19 protein-coding genes are annotated in these 20,297 nt (G+C 59.8%); 10 read left to right on the top strand and 9 right to left on the bottom strand.

The features are described 5' to 3' along the window. Positions 1-19 precede the first annotated feature (19 nt). The 3 genes from ACZYZ9_RS05175 to ACZYZ9_RS05165 form a co-directional block, all read right to left on the bottom strand. A complete protein-coding gene (locus tag ACZYZ9_RS05175) occupies positions 20-799 on the bottom strand; it encodes a glycosyltransferase family protein (RefSeq protein ID WP_463825133.1) in 780 nt (259 codons plus the stop codon). Positions 800-874: 75 nt separating this feature from the next. Continuing rightward, positions 875-2,110, bottom strand: a complete 1,236-nt coding sequence (locus ACZYZ9_RS05170; protein ID WP_463825132.1) for a glycosyltransferase — start codon at positions 2,108-2,110, stop codon at positions 875-877. 6 nt (positions 2,111-2,116) lie between these two features. Then, the gene (locus ACZYZ9_RS05165; RefSeq protein ID WP_463825131.1) at positions 2,117-2,779 is read right to left on the bottom strand and encodes a class I SAM-dependent methyltransferase; all 663 of its coding nucleotides are present in this window, start codon (positions 2,777-2,779) and stop codon (positions 2,117-2,119) included. 195 nt (positions 2,780-2,974) lie between these two features. On the opposite strand from ACZYZ9_RS05165, the gene ACZYZ9_RS05160 reads away from it, so the two are divergent. The 4 genes from ACZYZ9_RS05160 (at position 2,975) to ACZYZ9_RS05145 (ending at position 6,670) form a co-directional block, all read left to right on the top strand. Beyond that, positions 2,975-3,922: an ATP-binding cassette domain-containing protein gene (locus tag ACZYZ9_RS05160; RefSeq protein ID WP_463825130.1), complete on the top strand. Its 948-nt coding sequence runs from the start codon at positions 2,975-2,977 to the stop codon at positions 3,920-3,922. Beyond that, entirely contained in the window at positions 3,919-4,662 is a 744-nt protein-coding gene (locus ACZYZ9_RS05155) for an ABC transporter permease (protein WP_463825129.1), read from the top strand. The genes ACZYZ9_RS05160 and ACZYZ9_RS05155 overlap by 4 nt, the downstream gene beginning before the upstream one ends. Then, entirely contained in the window at positions 4,659-5,450 is a 792-nt protein-coding gene (locus ACZYZ9_RS05150) for an ABC transporter permease (RefSeq protein WP_463825128.1), read from the top strand. The genes ACZYZ9_RS05155 and ACZYZ9_RS05150 overlap by 4 nt, the downstream gene beginning before the upstream one ends. A 239-nt stretch (positions 5,451-5,689) precedes the next feature. Then, a complete protein-coding gene (locus tag ACZYZ9_RS05145; protein WP_463825127.1) occupies positions 5,690-6,670 on the top strand; it encodes a hypothetical protein in 981 nt (326 codons plus the stop codon). A gap of 147 nt (positions 6,671-6,817) precedes the next feature. Here ACZYZ9_RS05145 and ACZYZ9_RS05140 read toward each other — a convergent pair whose 3' ends face one another. Continuing rightward, the gene (locus ACZYZ9_RS05140; protein ID WP_463825126.1) at positions 6,818-7,576 is read right to left on the bottom strand and encodes a phthiotriol/phenolphthiotriol dimycocerosates methyltransferase; all 759 of its coding nucleotides are present in this window, start codon (positions 7,574-7,576) and stop codon (positions 6,818-6,820) included. A 71-nt stretch (positions 7,577-7,647) separates the two neighbouring features. Continuing rightward, complete coding sequence (locus tag ACZYZ9_RS05135) at positions 7,648-8,487, bottom strand: glycosyltransferase family protein (RefSeq protein WP_463825453.1); 840 nt, start codon at positions 8,485-8,487, stop codon at positions 7,648-7,650. A 521-nt stretch (positions 8,488-9,008) separates the two neighbouring features. Between ACZYZ9_RS05135 and ACZYZ9_RS05130 the strand changes: the two genes are divergently transcribed. From ACZYZ9_RS05130 to ACZYZ9_RS05105, 6 genes are all read left to right on the top strand, one after another. Continuing rightward, positions 9,009-10,052: a glycosyltransferase family 2 protein gene (locus ACZYZ9_RS05130; protein WP_463825125.1), complete on the top strand. Its 1,044-nt coding sequence runs from the start codon at positions 9,009-9,011 to the stop codon at positions 10,050-10,052. A gap of 572 nt (positions 10,053-10,624) precedes the next feature. Continuing rightward, on the top strand, positions 10,625-10,798 hold the full coding sequence (locus tag ACZYZ9_RS05125; protein WP_463825124.1) for an integrase catalytic domain-containing protein: 174 nt from the start codon (positions 10,625-10,627) through the stop codon (positions 10,796-10,798). Positions 10,799-10,938: 140 nt separating this feature from the next. Continuing rightward, a complete protein-coding gene (gene istA, locus ACZYZ9_RS05120; RefSeq protein ID WP_463825123.1) occupies positions 10,939-12,618 on the top strand; it encodes an IS21 family transposase in 1,680 nt (559 codons plus the stop codon). Continuing rightward, positions 12,618-13,412: an IS21-like element helper ATPase IstB gene (istB, locus tag ACZYZ9_RS05115; RefSeq protein ID WP_463825122.1), complete on the top strand. Its 795-nt coding sequence runs from the start codon at positions 12,618-12,620 to the stop codon at positions 13,410-13,412. Before istA ends, istB begins: the two co-directional genes overlap by 1 nt. Before the next feature lie 580 nt (positions 13,413-13,992). Next, complete coding sequence (locus tag ACZYZ9_RS05110) at positions 13,993-14,376, top strand: RidA family protein (protein ID WP_463825121.1); 384 nt, start codon at positions 13,993-13,995, stop codon at positions 14,374-14,376. 207 nt (positions 14,377-14,583) lie between these two features. Further along, the gene (locus ACZYZ9_RS05105) at positions 14,584-14,730 is read left to right on the top strand and encodes an integrase core domain-containing protein (RefSeq protein ID WP_463825452.1); all 147 of its coding nucleotides are present in this window, start codon (positions 14,584-14,586) and stop codon (positions 14,728-14,730) included. Positions 14,731-14,841: 111 nt separating this feature from the next. Here ACZYZ9_RS05105 and ACZYZ9_RS05100 read toward each other — a convergent pair whose 3' ends face one another. From ACZYZ9_RS05100 to ACZYZ9_RS05085, 4 genes are read right to left on the bottom strand one after another with little or no spacing between them, the layout of a single operon-like run. Further along, on the bottom strand, positions 14,842-16,455 hold the full coding sequence (locus ACZYZ9_RS05100) for a hypothetical protein (RefSeq protein ID WP_463825119.1): 1,614 nt from the start codon (positions 16,453-16,455) through the stop codon (positions 14,842-14,844). A 47-nt stretch (positions 16,456-16,502) separates the two neighbouring features. Further along, positions 16,503-18,002 (bottom strand): glycosyltransferase, encoded by a 1,500-nt coding sequence (locus ACZYZ9_RS05095; protein WP_463825118.1) that lies wholly within the window; start codon positions 18,000-18,002, stop codon positions 16,503-16,505. An 8-nt stretch (positions 18,003-18,010) separates the two neighbouring features. Then, a complete protein-coding gene (locus tag ACZYZ9_RS05090) occupies positions 18,011-19,030 on the bottom strand; it encodes an NAD-dependent epimerase/dehydratase family protein (RefSeq protein WP_463825117.1) in 1,020 nt (339 codons plus the stop codon). After that, a complete protein-coding gene (locus ACZYZ9_RS05085; RefSeq protein ID WP_463825116.1) occupies positions 19,027-20,283 on the bottom strand; it encodes a nucleotide sugar dehydrogenase in 1,257 nt (418 codons plus the stop codon). The genes ACZYZ9_RS05090 and ACZYZ9_RS05085 overlap by 4 nt, the downstream gene beginning before the upstream one ends. Positions 20,284-20,297 lie beyond the last annotated feature (14 nt).

Below are 20,297 nucleotides of genomic sequence, written 5' to 3'. Positions count from 1 at the left end.
AACCGTCAAGGTATCCAGATCAGTCGGCCGCCTGGCCAGTGGGGTTACTCAGCGGGATTGGTCTATGCCATTTGCGATCGTGAGCCAGGCCGATCTGGCGCATGATATTAAGCGCAGCGCCCGAGCCGTGCAGCCGCCGCAACCCTTGCAGCATCGCAATATTTGCCCACAACTCATACCGCCACGCGCCGTAGTGCGCGTTTGCGGTCTTGCGTCCAAAGTGGTTGATATAGGCCATTTCCGTGGTGTACACCCCGAATCCGGCCCGGCGTGCCCGGAACGCGAGGTCGAGGTCGGGCCCCCACCCGTACTGCTTGAAGTCCACCAGGTTCATACCGCCGGTTTCCTCCCAGCATTCGCGGGAGACCACCAGGGCGGTTCCCTCCACGGAGGGCACTACGCGATATTGCGGCCGCGGCCGGTAATCCGCGGCGTGGGGCTTCTGCTCGTCCATCGCGTACGGGTACCCGTGGTCGAACATCGGGCCGACGATCCCGGCGTCGTCGGGCAGCCTCGGATCGAGCAAGCCGGCGACGAAGCCCTTCGAGATCCGGGTGTCGTTATTGAGGGTCATCGCATGGGAGTAACCCTCTGAGAAGGCAATTCGAAAGCCGTATTCACTACCGCCCGTCCAGCCGAGATTCTCCCCGGGTGTGTCTACGCGTTCGTTGCCGATCCGGGGGTAATCGCCTCGATTGTCGACGATCAAGTAGTCGGCGCCTTCGCGTTCCAGATCGCCTACCAAGGCGTGCGTGTACTCGTGTTGCCCAAAGACCGGGACGGTGATCAGAACCGACACGCCAGCAACCGTACATTGACGGTAACCACTCCGGGCCGGCATAGCAGACCGAGCGGAACGGATACGGGACTCATATCAGCGGAATCGTTTACCACGACCGGCCTGCTCGAGCAGGTCGGCCGCAGTCACGACGCTGGTAGTGGCTTTCGTCAGCTCTGCGGCAACGTCGCGGGCTCGGCCAACCGGCTGCGCGCTCAGGACCCGCCGCAGATCTTTCGTCAGAGTTTTCGCGGTCGTGCGTGAAAAGCGGCGAGCTTTACCAACTTTGAGCCGCCGCACCACCGTCGCCCATATCGGTTGGTCAGAAGCAACCCACAGGATCAGGGTCGGCACTCCGGCGCGCAGTCCCGCAGCGGTAGTGCCGGCGCCGCCGTGATGGACTACTGCCCGGCATTTGGGGAAAACGACGCTATGGCTCACACCGCGTACGACCTTGACCCGATCCGAATTGGGCAGGTCGGTGTAATCGGTTGCGCCAGAACAGATTAGAGCGCGCTGGTGGAGTTCCGCGCAGGCCGTGGTGATCATGCGCACCATGTCGGCCGGCGATTCCACTGGCATGCTGCCGAATCCGAAGTAGATCGGTGGGGTGCCCGAGGCAATCCACGCCAGCGTCTCGTCGTCCGAGTCCGTTGGCAACTCTGCGGTAAGTGCCCCGACAAACGGGCGCTGTGCAGTCCATTCCTCACTCAGGCCGGGAAAACACAGCGCGTCGTAAGCCTGTATCTCCAGCGATCCGCGCTGCGCCATCCGCCGTGATGCTGGCGCGGTGGTGTGCGGTAGGCCGAGGTCGCGCCGTTGCGCATCCTCTGGGCGTTTGATCAAGCGCCACTGCGCCCAATCGGTCACCCGCATCGCGGATCTGAGCAACGGCGCCGGCACCACAGAGATCAGGTGGCCATTGGGCCGCATCGGGACGTGATGCCATGCAGCAACCGGAATGTCGTAATACTCAGCGACGTTGGCGGCGGATTCCTGATAAGAGACACCGGTGAAGATCAGGTCGGCCCCGGCGGCCAGCGATTTCAATGTCTCACTCACATCGGCCCACCGCTGGTGGATGTGTTCCATCGCATCGCGAACGGGTTTGATGGGGTCTTTGACAGACCACGGGGTGACGAAAACATCTGGTATGTCCCCAGTGGGCGGACCCATGGGAACCGCGGCCAGCCCCATTTTCTGAACGAAGCCGACTTGATCAGGCGGAGTGGCCATCACGACGTCATGCCCTCGACGCAGCAGCTCAAGACCCACCGCTGCGCAGGGCTCGACGTCGCCCCGCGTCCCGCAGCTGGCAAGGACGAATCTCATCGTCCTTCAGTCATTCGCAAGTTTGTAGACCAGCATGACGTGCGGAACCCGGTACAGCACGTCGAACCAGTCCAGCGGCAGCGGCGTTTCGGAGACTTCGAGGGCGTTTTTTTCGATCCACTCGAGCGCTGTGCGGTAGTCGCCGGCAGCTTCCAGTCGGTAAGCCACTCTGAACAAGCCGATATGGCCTTTGGTCAGCAGTTTTTCCACCCTCGTCTCGGGCAGATCCTCAAACGCGATGATGCTGCGTCGTGCCACTCGCCGGCATTCCTTGATCAACGCCATCGGGTCGTTTGCGTGGTGCAGCACGAAACTGAGCACAACGTGGTCAAACGCATTGTCCTCGAAAGGTATTGATCTGCCGTCGAACACACTGAAGTCGATCGGGATCGTCGTCGCGTCGTGGACGTCGATGCCGGATGCGGTCGCCCCGTGCATCTCTGCGAGGTATTTGCACAGGTGCCCCGTCTCGCATCCGACGTCCAGGACCGTGTCGCCCCGGTTGATGTGGTCACCCAGCGTCCGGGCCTGGCTTTCCAGCCGCTTTCCCAGCACCCGAGGGGACCACGGCATGAGTGTGGCCTGCGCTCGCCGCCCGGCGCGTCGCAATCTGGCGCGGCGGTCCAGCCGCGGACCATCCTCGGTGAAAGAGCGTTGCAGCGCGGTCATGTCGTTCCATTCGCTGGGCAGTGAAGGTCGTAGAGTATCAGTCCAGCCGCTGGTGGCAGGGCGATTTCAGGCACTAGCGTGCAACTTTTCCCCGCCCCGCTGGCCAGCGATACCGCCGACCTGCGGGACGGCCGGAATTTTGACGATTGTGGCGATAATCCAGCGTGGGACTACCGGTCATGAAATACTCGGCCGGTGGGCCAACTTGCGGTCGAGGTCGATGGCCTCACAAAGACATTCGGAGGTAACGCCTACGCGCTGCGTGGGGTGGATTTCTCCGTTCCCGCGGGGTCGGTGTGCGCGATCCTGGGCCATAACGGCGCCGGCAAGACAACTACCCTGAACATCCTGTGCACGCTGCTGCGTCCCTCATCGGGCCGCGCAATGGTCGCCGGGTACGACGTCGCCCGGCAGGCGGCCAAGGTGCGCTCGGAGATCGGGATCACCGGGCAGTTCACCGCGGTGGACCCGATGTTGACCGCCCGGGAGAACCTGGTTCTGTTCGGCAGGATGCGGGGACTCGGCCGTAAGCAAGCCAAAGCCCGCGCTGACGAGCTGATCGGTCAATTCGACCTCGTCGCGGCTGCCGACCGGCGGGTATCGACCTTCTCCGGCGGCATGTGGCGACGTGTCGACTTGGCCAGTGCGTTGGTGGTCACACCCAAAGTGCTGTTCCTCGACGAGCCCACCACGGGCCTTGACCCCCGTAGCAGGCGCGACGTGTGGAGCATCGTCAGTTCGCTGGCCGAGCAGGATGTCACGGTGCTGCTCACCACGCAGTACCTCGAAGAGGCCGACGTGTTGAGCGATTCCATCGTGGTTTTCGACCACGGACAGGTGATCGCCAATGGGACCGCCGCGGAACTCAAGCGCCAGGTGGGCATGAGCTACTGCGAGGTGACGCCCGCCAACCCCTCTGATCTGCCCCAGGTTGCTGAGGCGCTGGCCGGGCTCGACGGCATCGACCTCGATGCCGATAACAACTCGGTGTCAGTGCTTGCCCGCGATGGCGTGGCCACTCTGGGCGAGGTATTTCGCCGGCTCGACTCGATCGGAATCGAGATCGCCGACATCTCGCTTCGCAAGCCTTCGCTCGATGAAGCATTCCTGCACCTGACCAATCAGACCGTCCCGCAATCATGACAGCGCTGGTTGCCCTCACCGAGCGATCTCTGCGCACTACGCTGCGCGATGCCGGAATCATCTTCGAGATATTCGTGCCCATCATCAGCCTGGTCGGGCTGACGATGGCCACCCACGGCCTCATCGATACCGGGCGTCTGACCTACCCGCAGTACGTGTTACCCGCAGTGGTGGTTCAGTCGATGATCATGGCCGCAGCGCTCACCGCAGACCGTGCGGGCCGCGATCGCTGGTTCGGGCTGGGCACACGGTTGCGGACTATGCCGATCACCGCCATGGCACCGGTTGGCGCGCGCATCACAGCCACGCTGGTGCGGGCGTCGATAGCCCTCACCGCGACCATGATCGCCGGATATGCATTCGGCTTCCGGATGGCCGGCGGACCTGTCTATGGACTGGCTTTCATCCTGCTCGCCCTGGTCCTTTGCCTGGCCGTGTCCTTGGGTGCTGACGCCTTGGGGTCCAGCGGGGGCAGCATCGAAACAACGAGTCAACTGCTGCTGATCCCCCAGTTGATGCTGATTCTGCTGTCTACTGGAGTGGCACCGGAGAAGACTTTCCCCGAGTGGGTGCGGCCGTTCGTGCGCAACCAGCCGGTGTCCCAGACCGCGGAAACGCTGCGCGGGTTGGCGAGCGGACAAGTACCTGTCGACCATGCGAAGGCGGCCTTGGGATGGTGTTTGGGCATGTTCTTGATTTTCGGCGCAATCACCCTGCGGATGCAGAGGCGTGGACGATGAGCTCGCAGGTCGGCTCGTTGAATGCTCTGTTGAGTCAGAGCTGGCTGCACGCCGGTCGGATCATGATCCGGTGGCGTCGCGAACCAGCGGCGGTGCTGGCGACGGTGATTCTGCCGATCTGCCTGCTAGTGGTCTACAAGGCCGTGCTCGGTGAGCAGATCCATAAAGTCACCGGCGTCGACAGCATCTACGGCCTGGTCCCGATGTGCGCGGTTCTGGCCGGGATGTTCGGTGCGTTGGGTGGCGCCGTCGGCATCCCGATGGAGCGGTCGTCGGGGTTGCTCAGCCGCATGTGGGTGCTGCCGGTGCACCGGGCCAGCGCGATCGGCGGACGGTTGATCGCCGAAGCGGCACGCGCACTGATGGGCACGATCCTGATCACTGCCGTCGGAACGGCGATGGGGCTGCGCTTTGCGCACGGTTGGCACACCGCGCTGGCGTACATCGTCATTCCGCCGCTCGTGGTGGTCGGCTTCACCGCTCTGGTGCTGACCCTGGCGGTGCGCAGCAACGGACGCGCCATCGTGACGTACCTGGCCGCTGCGATCACCTCGCTGGTGTTCATCAGCTCAGGGACCACCCCTGTCGCGCTGTTTCCACACTGGATCCAGCCGGTGGTTCGGGTGCAGCCCATGTCACCGCCGATCGAAGTCATGCGCGCTCTGGCCCACGAAGGCCCCGTCCTGCTGCCCTTGGCGCTGACGCTCGGCTGGGCGATCGCGTTGATCGGGCTCTTCATTCCGCTTGCGGTGCGCGGTTACCGGGTTGCCGCTGAGTGCAGCGCGTGAGTTAGGGGGGCCTCCGCGTTGCGAGCGGGACCTCTTTGCTTCCGCGGGTGCGCTGACTTCAGTCCACTTGGGGAGCCGTTCAGAGTTTGTAACGGCCCCTACACAGCTGCTTCTCGCACACTGAAACCTGCCCCACGCACTTGGTCGCGCGTCCGAGCACGTCAGTGGCATCCGTCTTCTACATTCGATTTTCGCACTCCCAACCCCCAAACACTCTCTCACTACTCGTTGGATGACTTATGAAAAAGATATTTATCGCTGCCCCTGGCGACATTACAACGGGCGGCCCCGAACTTTGTCATCAGCTTGCGCATATTCTAAATCAGGATGTTGAGCGCGCATTTATGCTGTACCACTCATTCGATCAGGAATACGAAATCCCACAGCCCTACCAGAAATATAATGTTCGCGTGGCGCGCCTGCGCGATATCGACCCAGGGTCTATAGTGGTCCTTCCAGAAGTCTATGGCCCGCTAATGAAATTCTTCCCGAAAGCGCACATATACTTTTGGTGGCTAAGCGTAGACAACTTCTTTGTCAGCGTGGGAAATACTCAGTTGGGAAGATTACTAGGGACACAGCGCGCAGCGAAAATACAACTTCGAGCGTTGCGTCGCCGAGTCGATAAACACTTGTATCAAAGCGACTATGCCCGTCAATTTCTGGATAGCGCACATCTCGGACCAGCATGCAAGCTGTCGGATAACCTCGCAGACGTATTCTTGGAAGCAATCGCAAGACCAAACAACGACACTCGAGAAGATCTTCTTGTCTACAATCCGGTGAAGGGTTTCAGTCGGACAGAGCCAATTATAAAACTGCTCAGCGACAGTGACGGGCCTGCGCCTAGTATCGTCCCCATACAAAATATGCGACCTGATCAGGTGCGAGACACTTTAAGGCGAGCGAAGGTATATATCGATTTCGGAGAGCATCCCGGAAAGGACAGGATACCGCGCGAAGCCGCGGCGCTCGGCGCGTGCGTTCTTGTAAATCGCCGGGGTAGCGCCGGTAACTCAATCGACGTGGCGATCGCAGAAGAATTCAAGATCGACGATCGACTCGACGGGTTTGAACATGTGGCCGTGGAAAAGATTCGACTGCTGATGCGCGATTTTCATCAACAACAAGTTCGTTTCGATTCTTACCGTGAGGCTATCGCTAAGGAATCCGCTAGTTTTCTTGATGACATCTCCGCGGTCTTCCCGTCCGATCTATAAAGAATTTTCCCAAAGGCTGTTTCGCGCGTTAAGTATGAACCGCTACATCCACTGCCGCCGTGAATCACACGGTCTACATCGTCACCAACTTACCGATGACTTGTACGTAAGCACGCAGGACAAAAACAACAATCGTGTTAACAGTGCTCAGTCTTTGACGAAGCAATAGATGCGGTAGGATAACACCCCGGCCTGTGCCCAGTCGTAGAGGCTTCCCCCGGGGATGCCGGCCTGGTCGCGCGCGTAGCGCTGTAGGAACCCCGGCAGACGGCGACTGATCACCGCTTCGATGCGCGGAGAACGCTCCTTCATCCCCCGCTTGACTTCCTCGTCAATCACCCTCTTGGAGACGAGCCGCAGCGGGATGTCGGCGAGCACCGCCTCCCACTCATCCACCAGGTGAGACACGCGGAAATCCGTGTAGAGAAGGTGCCCTCCCGGACGCAGTACGCGGGTCACCTCGTTAAAAAAGCGCGGCAGGTGCGGATAGTGATGAGAGGCCTCGACATTGATTACGGCGTCGAAAGATTCGTCGTCGAAGGGCAGATTCTCGGCGTCACCGTGTACGAAGTCGAGTCCAGGCAGTTGATGCCGCTTGCGGCAGAACGCGATACCAGCCGAGTTGAGGTCCAGGCCGGTGTACGCGGCCGGTTTGAAAGTCCTGGTGATGTACGAGGCGCCGCCACCGTGGCCGCAACTGACTTCCAACACCCGCTTTCCGGTGAGGTCCACTTGGATCGCGGTCTGGTGGTAGAGCTGGATGCAGTACCGGTCGGGTTCGTCGGTATCCGACAAAGGAATTCCCAACGGCGGGTCTTCTTCGTAGGCGAAGTTGATGAACAGCATCTCGTCACGACCCATCAGGCGGGTCCCTATCGGATAGCCGTATTTCGCTACGGCTTTCATGACGAACGGGCTGGATCTCACTCGCGCGCGAAGACTCACTGGGTGAGTATGTCAAAGCTTCGAGGGCGCGGTTACCGCTTCCCTGATTTGCTTCTGCGACGGTCGACGAAGGCACCCGCCTCACCGGCCATTGCCGCTGTCAGCAAGGCCCTGGCGCGCCATCCGGAGGGGCCCGGGCCGCCGCCCATCAGCGCGCCGTCGAACTTGTCGCGCCACTTGCGACCATGCACGCGGCCCAATCCGCGCACCAGCGCGTAATTGGCGTTCCACTCGTATCGCCAGCTGCCGAAATTAGCCTTGGCTGTTTTGCCACCGAAGTGGTTGATGTAGGCCATTTCGGTGACGTACACGCCGTATCCGGCGTTACGGGCACGCAGAGCCAGATCCAGGTCGATCCCCCACCCGTAGCGACCAAAACTGTGTAAATCCATGCCGCCCAGCGCATCCCAGCACTCGCGGGACATCATCAACGCCGTACCCTCCACCGCGGGAACGGCGCGATATCGCGGTCGCGGGACGTAATCCGCGGCGGCCGGCTGTAGGTCCGGTATTGCGCAGGGAAAGCCTTGGTCGATCATCGGGCCGACAATCCCCGCATCCTTTGGCAGGCTTGGATCGAGCAGGCCGGCCGCGAACCCTTTCGACAAGCGCGTGTCATTGTTAAGCGTCATCGCATGGGTGTAGCCCTCGTCGAACGCGGTGCGGAAGCCCAGGTCGCTGCCCTTGGCCCAACCAAGATTCTCACCGGGTGTGACGACCCGTTCGCTGCCGATCTTCGGATAGTCGCCGCGATTGTCGATGATGAGGTAGTCGGCACCCTCGCACTCGAGATCGGCGATGAGAGCGTGCGTGTACTCGTGCTGGCCGTAGACCGGCACGGCGATCAGTAATGACACAACATTACGGTACAGGTTGTGGCTGTCCTGATGGCGGATTCAGATATGCTGAGCCGTCGACGAGCAACTAATCGCGTCTCAACTTCGCGGAGCATCTGGTGTCGAATCTTGCCGGCGCGACAACTAACCAATTGTTATGCCACGAATCAGCTCATCAGTCAGCACACTTGCAATTTCGAAATCATTTGTCATCAAGATTTCAACGCATGCGTCCAAGTAGATGGCCCAGTGACGACGCCAGCAAAGATTATAATTTCCGGCACAGTTGCATTAGCGTCAAACTTATCCATAGATCTGACAGAGTTATAATTGAAAACGAATCCACCGGCACGGATTTCGCTCGACAACATGGATTTGGGGACATGACCAGCATGGCGCTCAGTGCACTGGCCACGCGCATTCCTCAACGACGCATGGCGCTCCTTTGACAAGAGCAAAATTGTGGTTGTCGAGAGGGTTTCTGACAAGTCCGGCGAACCTCATATACTTCATTTCTACCAACCGACGAAACGCTATGGTTGGGTCGGCCGAATGCCATGAGAGTAGGAGAGTGCTCAGCGGTGAACCATCAGGAAGTCCAAGGATCGCTAAGCGAGCCACAGGTTTCGGTATGCGTACCAATGTACAACAACGAAGCCACGATCCTTCGATGTCTTGAAAGCATCTTGCAACAAGAAGGAGTTGTGTTCGAGATCGTCGTGGTCGACGATGCTTCTTCCGATGACAGTGCCGCTATCGCCGCAAGGTTGCTGAGATCGGGAGACCGACTTGTCCGCAATACGAGCCGCTTGGGCCTGAACGAGAATCACAACAAATGTTTGAGCTTGGCCCGAGGAATTTGCATCCAATTCGTACACGGCGATGATTGGTTACTCCCTGGAGCACTGAGCGCGCTCAGCAGCTACTTCGACGATCCTGCCGTAGGCATGGCATTTTCTCCTCGGCACGTCGAGAGCGACGACGCTGAATGGCAGCGGCGATTCGGGACGCTTCATCATCATTTCCGACAGCTTACGGAGTACAATAACGGGCCCTCACTAACCAAGCAGATGATTTTGCGAGGGAGGGGATTGGATAACTGGGTAGGCGAACCGACATGTGTAATGTTCCGTCGCGAACTAGCATTGAGGGCTGGAGGATTTCGAACCGATATCTATCAGCTCGTCGATTTGGATCTTTGGCTGCGCTTGATGCTTAGATCGTCGGTATGTTTCCTGACTCAGCCGTTTTCAGTTCGCACCCACACCCCGAAGACAGAAACCAAACGCATCCTGGCTTCGCGAAAGTGGTGGCTCGATCAACTACGCGTCCTCACGTGGATGATCGTGGATCCCATGTCACCCCACGCGACTCGCCTGGCCGCCGGAATATGGTGGTTTCCTGCATGGTTCAGGCTCGGCTGCCAGGTTGCGTTGTACGGGCCGGACAGGCTGCTACGCACGCGAACCCTCATCATTGCGCCGTTTCGTGAGCTCAAACACGCCCTGCAGATCCGGAATCGGGATTTGCGCGCTTCACAGACCAAGGCGCGTGACCAGACTTCGAGGATCCACCTCGACTCCGGCTTTGATGGGCCTTAGGACCAACGACCACGATCCATCAGGTCACCGTGTAGCTACACAGTGCTGTGATGCGATACCACAAATCGATAATGCTACAAACATTGATGCTTGACGCGTGGGTCTTTGCGGTTTCATGACGTGAATCAGATCTGGACAACGCTCACTCCTGTCCGGCAGTCAGTATGCCTGACCACCACTTAGGCCCAACCCCTTACACAGTCAATGAGACACGCCCCCGCCTGTGGCAACGACGCCGGCGGATCCTGACGCCAATCTGCGGGCCTGGCTACGCGCCTACGCCGTCAAACACCAGTGCCACGGTTTTCGGGCGTGCGTGGACGGCGTGGCGGCACGATGAGGGCCGTGATCAACGTGAAAAGTGCACCGGCTGTGGTGCGCAGAGGGACTGCAGCGGCGGATCCACAGCCCGCGTAAGCGGACCGGGACGTCCTCGGTGCTCCCGGAGGTGATCGCCGATGCACCGAAGGTGGTTTGGCGATCGACTTCCAGTTCGACTCCACCACTGACGGCAGGCCGTCAAGATCGCGTCGATGGTCGACGAACACACCCGGTAGTCGCTGCTGCATCTGGTGGAGCGCCCGATCACCGCCGAGCGGCTCGTCGGCGAACTCAAGAAGGTGTTCGCCGCTGCCGGCGGCGCGCCGCGGGTGTTGCGGATGGACAACGGTCCTGAGTTCGTTTCTCATGCGCTACAACCGTTCTGCGAGAACAAGGTCGGAATGTCTTACATCCTGCCCGGCTGAGTTTGTCAGGTTTGGTTGGCCCCGTTTGATCGCCGAGTGTCAGGTTTGGTTGGCTCCACCGCGACTCGCCGGGCAGGTTCTGTCAGGTTTGAGTGGCCCCACTTCATCGTCGCCGTCATGGGACGACGACAGGAGCCAGAGTGGGGTTCAGGGTGGAATTGTTCGAACAGATCCGACGCGATTGCCGGGTGGATGGGTTGTCGGTGCGGGCGCTGGCCAAGCGGCATCGGGTGCATCGTCGTACCGTTCGGCAGGCGTTGACTTCGGCGCAGCCACCCGCGCCGGCGCCACGGCGGTGGCGCTCCCGCAAGATTGATCCGTTCACCGCCGCAATCGATGACATGTTGCGGGCTGATCGTGATGCCCCGCGCAAGCAGCGACATACTGTCCGCCGGATTCTGGCCCGGCTGATCGACGAACACGACGCCTCAGGCCTGCTGTCGTATTCGACGCTGCGCGACTACGTAGCCTGGCGGCGGCCCGAAATCGCCGCTGAGACAGGTGATCACCTCGTTGAGGCGTTCGTGCCGCAAACCCATGAACCGGGGCGTGAGGCCGAGGTCGATTTCGCGGAACTGTATGTCGATCTGCCCGAGGGGCGCACGAAGTGCTTTCTGTTCACGATGCGGCTGTCGATGTCGGGCAAGGCGGTGCACCGGGTGTATGCGACCCAGTCCCAGGAGGCGTTCCTGGAAGGGCATCTGGCGGCGTTCGACGAATTCGGCGGCATCCCCACCGGCCATATCCGCTACGACAACTTGAAGTCCGCGGTGACGCGGGTGTTGTTCGGTGATCGCGGCCGGATCGAAAACCAACGCTGGGTCTTGTTCCGATCACACCAGGGCTTCGAGGCGTTCTACTGCATCCCCGGCATCGCCGGAGCCCACGAAAAAGGCGGTGTCGAGGGCGAGGGCGGACGCTTTCGGCGCAACCACCTCGTTCCGGTTCCGAAAGTGGCGTCCCTTACCGAGCTCAACGAGCGGCTGGCTGAGGCCGACCGCGATGACGACTCCCGCCGGATAGGGCACCGTATCCGCACCGTCGGTGAAGACTTCGCTCTTGAGCAGCCGCTGCTGCGACCGTTGCCGCCTGAACGGTTCGAACCGGGCCTGATGCTGGAGCCTCGGGTGGATCGGCACGGGCGAATCATGGTGCGCAGCAGCCAGTATTCGGTGCCGGCGCGGTTCATCGGCCGCCGCGTGCGGGTGCGGTTGCGCTCCAACGAGCTGCTGATCTTCGACGGCACCGCCCTGATTGCGCATCACCAGCGCTCGATTCGTAAAGGCGCCCAAATCCTCGAACTCGACCACTACCTGGAGGTGCTGAAGATCAAACCCGGCGCGCTGCCGGGGGCCACCGCATTAGTGCAGGCACGCGCGGCCGGCACCTTCACCGCCACCCATGAAGCGTTCTGGGCCGCAGCGCGTCGAGCGCACGGCGATGCCGCGGGTACCCGGGCGCTGATCGACGTGCTGTTGCTGCACCGGCACATGCGCCATGACCATGTCATCGCCGGATTGGCCGCCGCATTAAAAGTCGGGTCCACCAGTGCTGATGTGGTAGCCGTAGAAGCGCGCCTGACCGCTCACCACCGCGGCCATGACACCTGCCCCGGTGACGATGATGCTGAGGCCGTTGATCAGCAGCGACCAGTGATCAGCCTGACCGAACGGCGACTCACCGACCCCGACGCGGTCATCGCCGGACTGCCGGCCGATACCCGGCCGCTGCCCTCGCTGGCCGGCTACGACGAGCTGCTCACTCGCCGCACCTTGAGAACCGCGCGGCAACCGCTGTCTGTGACTGGAGGGGTCCGCTGATGGGCGCGCCGAGCCGGCGGCGGCGCGGCTTGAGCGCTCAGGCCGCTGATGCGGCGGTGGATCAGGCTTGCCGGCAACTGCGGTTGCCTTCGGTGCGTACGCTGTTCGCCGATATGGTGAGCACCGCGGAAAAAGACCAACTCACCTACCAAGGGTTCTTGGCGGAACTGCTGCTAGCCGAGTGCGATGACCGGGCCCGACGACGCTCAGTACGCCGCGTCAAAGCCGCTGGCTTCCCACGCGAAAAATGGCTGGGCGACTTCGACTTTGAGGCCAACCCGAACATCAACCCGGCCACCATCCACACCCTGGCCACCAGCGCCTGGGTTCGTGCCGGGCAACCGCTGTGTTTGATCGGGGACTCCGGCACCGGCAAGAGCCATCTGCTGATCGCGTTGGGCACCGCAGCTGCCGAGGCCGGGTTCCGAGTGAAATACACCCTGGCGACCAAACTAGTCAACGAACTCGTCGAAGCCGCCGATGAGAAGATCCTGGCCAAAACGATCGCCCGTTACGGCAGAGTGGATCTCATCTGCGTTGACGAATTGGGCTACATGGAGCTTGACCGGCGCGGCGCCGAGCTGCTATTTCAGGTTTTGACTGAGCGCGAGGAAAAGAACTCGGTCGCCATCGCCTCCAACGAGTCGTTCTCAGGATGGACCAAAACATTCACCGACCCACGCCTATGCGCAGCGATCGTGGACCGACTCACGTTCGGCGGCAACATCATCGAAACCGGCACCCAATCTTATCGACTCGCCCACACCAAGGCCGCCCACACCTCCACGACCTGAATCCGCGCAAGGCTCAGCGCGACAAACGACCCGGCCTCATCAGGCAATTCCTGCAGATATCCGTGTACGCAGGGCAGCATCGGCTGGTCCTGCGGCCGGATCACCAAGGGAGCCAATGAATATCGCGACTATCTCGCGCGCATCGGCCGCCGCGATGGTGCGCCACGCTGCCAGATTGGGGTGATCCACATCGGTCGCCGCCTCAGCCGGTTCCAACGCGGTTATCGCCTGGTCCAGACATGCTGCAGAAAGGGGTATTTCACGCGTTCCGTGGAGTACCCGAGCACTTCGGCCAGAATCACTGCCGGCAACCCATGTGTCCCACCCGGCAGGTTGATATATGGGAAAACCCAGTCCTGGCCGCACCGAAACCCGACTGCGTACGCCACCGGTGTTATCCAACCCGCGATCCGGCTGCTACGAGCGCGGCGAATCTCGTGCAGTCCCGCTAACGTCGACCGCTCCTCGGCGACCACGGACCGATTCAACCACTTCGGGTCGGCAGCGTTTCGGCTGATTAGTGCAACTCAGTCGTGTACGAACTGGCCTAGGTGGCTGTTGCAGCCGATACTTGGCTGCTGTGAGCGCACGTCGTATCAATGTGTCGTCGAGTTCTGACTTTGAGTCGGTGGTGGGGTATTCGCGCGCCATCCGGGTCGGTCCCCACGTGGTGGTCGCGGGGACCACTGGTGGCGGTAGTGACGTCGCCGCGCAGACTCGAGAAGCGTTGCATCGCATCGAGATCGCGTTGCGTGAGGTAGGGGCTGAACTCAGCGACGTGATACGCACTCGGATGTACGTCACTGACATCTCACAGTGGCAGGAGATAGGCGCGGTGCACGCCGCGATGTTCGGCGACGTCCGCCCGGTTGCGACCATGGTCGAGGTATCGGCACTAATTGCCCCTGACCTCAAGGTTGAGATCGAGGTCGACGCTTACGTCACCGGTGAACACCGACCCTGATTCCCACCGTCCCCGGGGACGCAGGAGCCCAGCGAGTCTAGAACTCAAGCGGCTGAACACGCGCCGAGCTGGGGCCAATCAATCGTGTCCTTATGGGTCCGATCAAACTTGACAGACTCACCCGGCACCCCGTGAAACAACGGATACATCGAATCGTTCAACAACCAACTACGGAAGGAGCGCCTCTACAGCAACCACTAAAACACCCTGCTCGAGGCGCGGGTGGTGATCGGCGACTTCAAGGACGAACACAACACACGGCACCGGCATTCGGCCCTGGGCTACCGCACGCCGGCCGAGTATCGCTGCGGCCTGCGCCATGACCACTACGCCATCGCCTGCGAGATCAACTGAATCCATAACTACGACAACCTGGCTCTAGACCGGGTGGATTCAATATCAGGGACTCACCAGCGCGTCAACGAGGCCGACTCGGCCATAGCATATGTCATGCATCGCGATTGATTATTTCTCATCTTTCGTCCACATGCTTTCTCGTGCGCCAACAGCAAAAATTAATCCGACCCCGAGAGCGAGAAATGCTGGCCCCGCAGATAGAAGAACCCGAACCGCCGCAGCAGTGGCATCCGCCAGTCTTCCTTTGAGCGCCAAACTTTTTCGTGCCTCAGAATTGTTAGCGCTCGCAGGCCGCAGATCGGGTGGCAGGATCGATCTTACGTCGCGATTCTCCAGAATCAAGCCGAATACTTGGTGATTCGGAAAAGAAACGTCTACCTTATTATCACCTCCCACTTTTGGTCGTAGCCGATTTACGTCTCCGGTTGCTAAATACGCCTGCGCCTTTGACATCTGCTGGTGTGCCGATCGAGACCAATCGATGGCTTGGAGGATAGAGGCGTAATAACCTAGTAGCCCAATGGCGGTGACGATTGTGAACACCCATGCAACACCGCCCAGTCTCACGCGCCGCTGATGTTTCGTCTCTCTGGGTTTATCCACAAATGTGAATACAGCAAGCAAAGCTACCGGGTATACGGGCAATAGGATATCCAGATACCGAACGCCGAACACATCCCCACGACCGTAGGCGATTAAGGCGAGCTGAAGGATCACCCATACGGCGATCCCGACTGCCACCCAGACGCGATCTGAGATGGCAGGGCGTTTCGCCACCGTGTGCACACAAAACCAGATCGTGGGTGCCTGAATAATAATGGCCGCTACGACAGTCGGACCGGCGAGTACTACGAAGCCGACTACAAACTTCCAGACGGTGGTTGTTGTGCTTGCACGTGACACTGCCCAAAGAACCATTACAAGCGCAAGGAAGGCTATGCCGATTAGACCAGCGTATTCGCGTAGACAACGCTTCCTGCCACCCGTCCCCAACTGCAGGCCAATAAGGATTCCGGCAGTTAGAATCGCGGCGACTCCAGTCGCGAAGGAAAAGTAGCTCAGCACGGCAGCAAATAGCCCACCGAACCATCGAGGCGAGAACGGTTGCGCAGGCAACAGAGCACCGAGGGTCGCCAAGCCGAAGAGCAATGATAAATACACCTGGCTTTGGAAACCCCACAGCAGGTTTTCGTATCCAATAGGCAACGCAAAGACGAAAGCTACGAAACATGCGAAAATCAGACGGCGTGGTTCTGGGATGAGCGGAAGGAGCAATCCAACCAGCAAGGTAATGGCAGCAACGTGAACGATTGCACCAAGTATCATCTCGAGGCGCGGGTTCCATTCGCCGGCTAATTCCAAATGCATCAGAGCAAGAAGGCGGAAAATTACGATCCGATGCTCGTTGTGCCGGGCGAAGAGGTCGGCGAACGACAACCCATCGCGCAGATACGGGACGTATAGATTTCCGGCCTCACCGTCCCATTGGTCTAAGAGCGGCATCGGCGAACTGAGGGCTGAAAGGGTGACCAGCTTGGCGCCGAGAATTACACAAGCAACAGCGGTCAGCAATATGAATGCGCCATTCCGGCGCGGCAGATCGTCCGGGAGTGATTTCAACGAGGGCGTTGAAGCCGTGCGGCCATCGGGCGCGACGTGGCCAGCCCGCATTGGACTGGTCCCGTCACCGTGAGACTCTTCGGATTCCTCTTGCTCAGACATTCATTGCCGCGTCCCTATCGGCGTAACTCATTGTAAGACAACGCCTTTCAAATACGAAAAGTGTGCCCGTCCGCGCGTCGATATCGCCGGAGGAGGCGCAACCCACCTAACGAGGCGAGTCCTCCACCAGTCCACCGAATAAGTGGACGACGCATCGCCAGCCCATACCAGCGTAGGTACGCCGGCAGCCAGCCGACCAGATCGAATTTGCTCGTGCCAGCGGTGCGGTCCTGCCAACTGCTTGGCACCTCGTCGACGCGGTAACCCAACAGATGCGCCTTGGTGGTCAATTCCAGCCCCACCTCGAAACCCCGTGCGCTCTCCACCGCGACATCTCGGAGAAATCGACGACTATAGCCACGGAAGTTCGTCGTCGCATCGTGGGTAGGCAGGCCACCCACGTAGCGCAGGCTGAGACCCGCCGTTCGAGACATCAGCGTCTTCAACCGTGGTCCGCCTTGCTGCGAGCCGCCAGGCATATACCGTGAGCCGCTGACGACATCTACTCCTTCGTCTCGAATCTTCCTCGCCATCAGCGGAATAACCTCCGGTGGATCGGAAAGGTCCGCCATGCTAGTGACAATCACATCACCGGCCGCCGCCGCGAAACCCGCAATCAGTGCATTGGCAACGCCTTTACCCAACGAGTTCTTAACCAACCGGACCGTGGCTGGACAATCTGGCATGGCCGCTATCGCCGGCAGCGTCGAGTCTTCGTCGAAGTCGTAGCACACAATCAGTTCATGTTCGGTGCTGGCCAGCGTCTCGGTCAGCCGCCGGATGCAGACCTGAATGTTGTCCCCTTCGTTGTAGACAGGGATGACGACGCTGATCAACTGGCGTTCTTCAACCGACGAAATCTCTTTTCGCGCACGGACCAGAAATTGCTTTCCCAACACTGGCCAGGCAAGGCGTGAACGCAGATACAGCCGGACAAGGATAGGCGTTTTCGGCAATGCCGAGTAGGTCGAGTACGGCAAGAATCGCTCGTAGGCCTCGATGACGTGGAGTTGATTGATTTCCAGCAATTCACTGAGTGAGCGATCGCTGATTGGAACGGCGTGGTCCCAGAAGTCCCAGTACTCGCCTGGTAGGAACCGGATATTCGGGCCCAAGGCGATGAAATGGCCGCCCGGTTTCAGCACCCGCCGCACCTCGGAGATAGCGCGCTCAACCTCGGCCTTGCTTTCTAGATGCTCGAGTACGTTGCTGCTGAAGACGACATCAATTGAATCGTCTTCCAAAAAATCCAGGCTGTCGGCGCGGCCGGGGTAGAACTCGATGTCCGAGCTCAACATCTCGACACTGTCCGGATTGGGGTCGACACCTATTCTGCGTTCAGCTATGACGTGATTTAAGAACTCACCGTAGCCACAACCCAGGTCCAGAACGGTATCGCTGCGTCTGATCCTTGCTTGGAAGAAGTCTCGGACGAGCACTTCCCAGAGTGCTGATCGCGACTCGCGGTCGTGACCGAATCGGTTGCGGTACAGCTGCTGTAGGTCGGTATCACCCGCGATCCGCATATTGTCCTTGTGAGTTGCCACGAAGCAGTTCAGATGGTGCCTTCGTCGACGGCGTTGACGATCCAGGGTATGACCTCATCGAGCATGGTGTCGAGTGACGTCGTTGCTGAGTAACCGAGCATCTCGGCGGCCTTGGTCACATCTGGGGTTCGCAACTGCACATCGTGCTCGAACGGCGGATCACTTTCAAAGCGGAATGGTGCGTCTGGGCGCATCTTGCGCCAGATTGCCTCAGCCAGTTCCAACACGGTTGTTGCTTCGGGAGTCGAGAGGTTGAAATCGTCATTTAAAGCGGCAGGGTGCTCCATACATGTGCGGATGCCTCGTGCCAGATCGCCGCCGTAGGTGTAGTGGCGCACCTGAGTCCCGTCTCCCAAAATATGCAGCGGATCTTGACCCTTCGCTACCTTCTGAACCAGGTCTGGAACGACATGACTCATCGCGAGTTTCACGTTACCGCTTGGAATTTCACGACCTCCGAGCGCGCGTTGCTCACCAGTACCCACACAATTGAAGGGGCGGATGATGGTGTAGGGCAGTCCATATTGCTCGTAGGCCCCATGTGCGAAGTACTCGCAAGCCAGCTTCTGAAACCCGTAAGTGCTTGTCGGCGGCGGACATTCGGTGATGTGCTTCTCCGGCGTCGGGAAAATGGTCGCGTTTTCGAACACCATCGAGGAACTGATCACGTTGATCTTCTTCAGCCAGCCCTTTTTGAAGGCGTGGATCGCCGCGTCAAAGTGGGCCGCAGCAATGCGCTCGTTCTCGGCCAACAGGTCGTAAGCGTATTCGTGGAAGTAGGTGATCCCACCGATACGCGCTGCGCTGGCCACCATCTGTTCGCAGCCCTCAACGAGGCGCAGCATCAAGTCGACATCTTTGACGTCACCCTCGACGAAGTGGTAGTTCGGGTGATCGTCGTAGGACTTCCTAACCGGGCCGTACTTCGAGTAGTTGTCGATTCCTACGACTTCGTGCCCGGCGCTCAGCAACTCCTCGACGACATAACCATTGATGAAGCCCGCACTGCCGGTTACGAGAACTCTCACTGAGCCGCAGCTCCGATTGGAAGCGCCATAACCTCAGCTTCATCCAGCGCACGACCGTTGAAGTCGCCGACCTCCACACATCCCCAGACGTCCTCGACGATTTTGCCCTCCGGGATTCGCAGACCTCGGTACTCAGAGTGAGGTACACCAACCACGATGACGTCGGCTCGCTCCAGGACTGTGTCTAACGGGAAGTAATCCGGGCCGTCCAGGAACGGGTCGTGCCGAATCACTTCTTTGGACTCCAACATCAGCAGATGGCGGAGCTTGAAACTTAACGAGTCGCGTGTGTCATCGCAGTCGGCTTTGAAGGTCATGCCGAGAATTCCGACCGTCTTGTCGCGCAGGTCAACTCGACGCTTGAGCATGTTGACGATGAACTGCGGCTGACCCTCGTTGACCAGCATGGCCGAGTGCCCCAGCATGAAATTGTTGTTGCTGAAAGCGGCCAGCTGCATGGTGTCTTTGAGCAAGCACGGGCCGGCTGCCAGCCCGGCTCGCGGCAGGCTGTCGACTCGACTGTTTTTGAAAGTCGCAGCGTGGTGGACCCGGTTGTAGTCGACACCGGCCTCCCGGCTCAGCAGATAAAATTGATTAGCCACCGCGAACTGAATGTAGCGGTAGCTGTTGCAGAACAGCTTCGCCAACTCGGCTTCCTGCGGTTCGACCTCGATGATGTCGGTGGTGATCCCGGAGAACAGCTCCCGAACCACTCGACGACCTTCGTCGTCGAATCCGCTGATGATCTGCGGAATAATCCGCAACTCGCGAATCGAGTGTCCCTGCGCGATGCGCTCAGGACAGAACGTGACGTGAACCCCTATGCCACGTTCTTGGAACATATCGTGCACCCGCTGGGTGAGCCCTGGGTATACGGTGCTCCTGAGAACGAGAGTCTGCTCGTCGTGAAAGTACGGGCTGATCTCATTGATGATCCGGAAAAACGTATGGGCTTGGGGCGTCAGGAACTCGTCGACCGGTGTACCGACGACGCAGATCACAATGTCGGCATTTCTTACGATCCAGGAATCAGTGCTTGCCGATATCCGCCCGGTCGGCAAGAGCCGCTTAAGCAGTTCCTCGGCTCCATTTTCGATGAACGGCATCTTGCCGGCCATGATGGTCTTCAGTGCCAAGGCATTCGTATCCAAAATATCGACGGTGTAGCCCTCATCCGCCAATACCAGCGCCAGCGGCAAGCCCACATGGCCGGCACCTCCGACGATGCAGATTCGTTTATCAGTCTTAGCCACCACGCGAACCGCCA

The organism is Mycobacterium sp. IDUB_28 (assembly GCF_055419285.1).
Note: the sequence above shows the minus strand (reverse complement) of the source record. Positions and strands in the feature narration are given on the sequence as shown.